This window comes from Paenibacillus sp. 01L418 (assembly GCF_056400045.1).
In genome coordinates this window covers 1-4,355 of the sequence record NZ_JBFTSN010000488.1, presented here as the reverse complement: position 1 = coordinate 4,355, position 4,355 = coordinate 1, and the positions used below count along the sequence as shown (strand labels likewise).

Annotated in this window: 5 protein-coding genes; 1 reads left to right on the top strand and 4 read right to left on the bottom strand. The window is 37.7% G+C overall.

Annotated elements, in window-relative coordinates:
- Positions 1-105: 105 nt before the first annotated feature.
- The 3 genes from AC1DSE_RS31075 to AC1DSE_RS31065 form a co-directional block, all read right to left on the bottom strand.
- A complete protein-coding gene (locus AC1DSE_RS31075; RefSeq protein ID WP_477512958.1) occupies positions 106-444 on the bottom strand; it encodes a hypothetical protein in 339 nt (112 codons plus the stop codon).
- A 252-nt stretch (positions 445-696) separates the two neighbouring features.
- Complete coding sequence (locus AC1DSE_RS31070) at positions 697-1,098, bottom strand: DUF3888 domain-containing protein (RefSeq protein WP_441887089.1); 402 nt, start codon at positions 1,096-1,098, stop codon at positions 697-699.
- 247 nt (positions 1,099-1,345) lie between these two features.
- Entirely contained in the window at positions 1,346-2,056 is a 711-nt protein-coding gene (locus tag AC1DSE_RS31065) for a DUF4386 domain-containing protein (RefSeq protein WP_441887085.1), read from the bottom strand.
- 24 nt (positions 2,057-2,080) lie between these two features.
- Between AC1DSE_RS31065 and AC1DSE_RS31060 the strand changes: the two genes are divergently transcribed.
- A complete protein-coding gene (locus AC1DSE_RS31060; protein ID WP_441887083.1) occupies positions 2,081-2,947 on the top strand; it encodes a helix-turn-helix transcriptional regulator in 867 nt (288 codons plus the stop codon).
- A gap of 407 nt (positions 2,948-3,354) precedes the next feature.
- On the opposite strand, the gene AC1DSE_RS31055 is transcribed toward AC1DSE_RS31060, so the two are convergent.
- On the bottom strand, positions 3,355-3,789 hold the full coding sequence (locus AC1DSE_RS31055) for a GNAT family N-acetyltransferase (protein WP_441887081.1): 435 nt from the start codon (positions 3,787-3,789) through the stop codon (positions 3,355-3,357).
- Positions 3,790-4,355: the final 566 nt, after the last annotated feature.

Below are 4,355 nucleotides of genomic sequence, written 5' to 3'. Positions count from 1 at the left end.
TCCAATAATGGAACCAAAAACCTTCTCTCGTTTGCAATGCAACTGCACCTATTGATCCGTTTGGATTGAGCGGAGTCAAGCTCAGGCAACTGCCGCCCGTTTAGTTTAATTAATAGGTCCCAATTTTGTTGCTATAACATATTTATCATTTACTTCGACTGCAATAACTTCATGAGGGTCTTTTCCTTTGACTTCAAATAGTGTACTCCCTGCTGGCACTTCGTTAGAGTCTCCATTTTTCTTTGGCATTGGGGTTGTTTTTCTTTCAATCTTACCAATCTCTTTGCCTACTTCTTCAATTGGAACCTCTTCTTTAGATAATCCATAAAGGGTGTTATTCCAAGCAACGGAAGCTGGATAGGTACTTGATGAGTTTGACCCATTATTATCACTACAACCTGCTGCAAAGAATGACAGAAACATAACAATAATTATTATCCTCATAATTCTCCCCCCTTTAAGAAAAATACTGTTGTACCATTAAGACGAACGCAAAAGCTCGGTTGTTGCGTTAACCTGTCCGTTAGTTTAATAAAAGACTTGCTCATAACATGACTAAAAATCAAAAAAACCGACCTTATGAGGTCGGTTTTTTTCATGGTGGGTATGGAGGCGAGGGGAATGGATACCTCTTATATACAGAATATTTCCTCCATCATATGCAAGTACAAAAATAAGCTATAGTGTACCGTTAGCTCAACGAAGAATGTGTTGCCAGTATGGAGGCAACTCATAGTCCCTAATGTGTTTGTATTCTAGAATCATTACAGCTCCTGTATTATCTACACGAAACTTCATCGAGTCCATCCCTACATCTAAATGAGGTCCCACATACGGAATCACTGTAACATTAACATCAATATGCGAAGGATGGTATTCAACGTTTAATTCAGTCCCTCCTAGAAAAGGCGAAAACGTAGGTGACTCTGTTAGTTTATCTTCATAATATCGATTAATCTGTTCCTTTATATTTGGAGTTAACAAAGTAAGTACAAGCCTTTCCAATGGTTCTTCGTGTGGTTTAGCGTAAACTGGCTGTATAAGCACGAAGGAAATGATGACTGCTAGCAGTAACCCGATATAGCTTTTAACATTCACTACAATCACCCCATTGAAGTAATTTCCGTTAAGTGACTTGGGTTTATGCATGCAACAAAATAAAATGCAAATCCATTAACGTAATCTGCCCGTTAGTTTAATAAAGAAAGGGAGCAGCTGCCGCAGCAAACTACTCCAAGTTTGTTCAACTATCGTTTCCCGTTAGTTCAACAAAACTCCTTTATTTTGTGATACGGTTCACCTTAGTATATCTAAAACAATATTACACTCGCCACCAAAATCTACATTAGTATAACTCTATTTTTGCTCTAAGTTTCTTGAGGTTTTGCTTGTGAAATCCCTTCACAATCAACCAGGCTGCCAAACTCAACTCATAAATACCCACAGGTAGAGCAATAAATCCTTTTGCTGCAGATAGAGGTTCTACAATACCRAACATTTCTAATAGACCGGCTATAAATACGAGTACAGCCGTAATCATACCAAACAGAGCTAGCGGTCTTGGCACTAAACCTGTTCGAAAAAGCAAATAGCTATACAATGCCGTATTGATACCCAACATAAAATTAGGTCCTAACATCGAAGTCCAACGATGGAAAGCTTGCAGCATGTAACCGATCTCGTGAAGATTTTCTTCACTTGTTAAGCTGTTTGCTTCATAATGAATACTAAGTTGCAATAAACCTAGTATACTGACCACGCCTATTGCAATAAGAACAGCTTCCATAAATCGAAAGCATAGATGTCCTAGTGCTAGATGTTCATTCCAACGACGAAGGTAAGGAAACAACATAACGGCTGTACCTACTGCTGTCAGAACGAGCAAGAGATCGTTAATGACTCCGAGTAAAACCTTTGTTTTAAATCCATTTGCCACGGACATATACCATTGTTCTGACAATACCGGCTCATAAGAAATAACAGCGATGACTGAAGTGACTGCAGCAACAAAATAAAAAATACCGATGATGATCCCATTCATTCTGTCTTGCGTCATAAACTTTACCTCCTGGGGGTTATTATGGACCAATACGAAGTCATAGAGAGTGCTTTAAACCATATTGAGAACAATTTAGACCAGCCTCTATCACTAGAGTCTGTGGCTAATACCTTCAACATGTCCAAATTCTACTTCCACAGACTTTTTTCTGCCATGATGGGTTGTACTTTAAACAACTACATATTATCCAGAAGATTGAACGCATCACTACAATGCATTCAAACCGATCATTTACCACTAACAGATATTGCCTACCAGCTAAACTTTGGAACTCAATCATCTTTCACCCGCGCTTTCAAACGCCAATACGGTATGGCTCCAAGCTCTCTAAGAGTAAGTGATATGAACATTTCTCAAACACCAATGCCTTCTGTGGTTAGAAGACCCATTAAAAACATCAATGGTGATATTGTTACCGATTTCACCCTAACGGAGTTCGATTCAATCCGGGTGAGCGGCATAGCCTTTGAGGTTGACCTGGCAACTGATGATTACAAGACGAAGATTCGGTCTCATTCGCTTAAACTGTTAAATGACATTGATAAAACAGTTAATGGTTCATGTTTCGTCATTTATTCTAATTGCCAACCCAATTCATCTCGCTTCAAGGTACTGTTCGGGATCCCATTTGATATTCAGATAAATAGACCATTCTATTTTACCGTTGATGTACCACGGCTCTTCTGTGCCAAGTTCAAATATTCTGGTGACCTCCTTGATATAGGTGATGTTCTCAAAACTGATTATGCAAGATTTTTAAAGATTTCCAGGCAGGAAGCAGACGATTCACATATTGAACTTATTCAATTTTTTGATGACATTCACAATCTTGATTTGGCATACCACATTTATGCACCTATCAAAAGGATACCTATCGATTCAGATTAATCATGACGCTTTATGGTAACCGTAATCGCTTTTATGCCCTCCAGTCTGTTTCATTTTGATTTGATGAATACAAGATAACATAATGGCTAAACATACACTTTCCAAATCTTGCTGTAACGAAAAGAGCACCCCTTTCGAGATGCATTTTCATCAACTATATCAACTATGTGACCTATATTCTGATAGTGAGCAGCGTCAACACTCCACATCGCCGTTACTTGTGGTTCGGTTCACCGGAATTAATCTTCAACTATACTGCCCGTTAGCGTAATGAAGCAGCCGATCATTGTGGTCGGCTGCTTCTGTGTTTTAATTGAACTATCGTTTCCCGTTAGCTTAACGAGATCGCCGCTCTAAGCCGGCAGCCTCTCTTTCATCCATTTTGTCACCTCTTATCTCCCGATAGCTTAGTCAGCTCTTGATAAAGACTTTTTGAAATAAACAGCGGATTCATCATAACCAATAGCCTTATAGAAATCACTTGCTCTTCTTGTGGCAAGTGCAACCAGCTTTGAACCACGCCGAACTGCTTTTTCTTCAATAAGTACCATAAGATTTTTTCCAACACCTTTACTCCTGTAATCTTCTAGTACGAATAATTCCTCAACCCAACTTATTAAACCATTTGCATAAAAAGTGGAGTGATGGAAGGCTAGTACATATCCAATGATACCTGTTTCAATCTCTGCGACTACTAAGTCTGCATCTTTGTTACTCAAAACATCAAGAAAGGTTCGTCTGAAATCCGTTTTATTCAACTTAAAACTAGTCGAAAGCTTAGCGGATAGATCAAACAATACCTCTTCATCTTTAGAAATTGCATTTCTATAATTAAGCCTCATTGGAACCCCCTTCGAACCATCAATATTTTAAGTGTACTTTTTCGGTAATTAAACTTCCACTATTTGTTAAGTTAATCTGCCCGTTAGTTTAATGAAAGACTTGCTCTTAACATAAATAAAATTCAAAAAAACCGACCTAATAAGGTCGGAGACGAGGGGAAAAGATAATTTTCAAAAGTTTGCACATTTTTAATTCGGGAAAATTTTTTGTTGAAAAAATTCTTTAACGACGCGATAATAACTGGGATTTAATTGTTGATGCTAGGCATTTTCAGTTGCTTTTAATTTTAGGTTTGGATGTACTGAAGCTTCTGTAGCAAATGAAGTAAAAAAGCTAAGGAGTACGACAGTTGTTAAGAAAAATTATATCTTCACATGATTCTCTCGCCCATTTTTCTTAGTTTGTATGTGCATAGGAAAGATATATAGCCAATGACAATTGAACTAACTTATTCCCCACTAACAATTTCCCAATTGTAGGAAAAGAAAATTTCCATTATCATAGGGATATATTAACAATTTCCCAATTGTAGGAAAAGAAAATTTCCATTATCATAGGGATATAT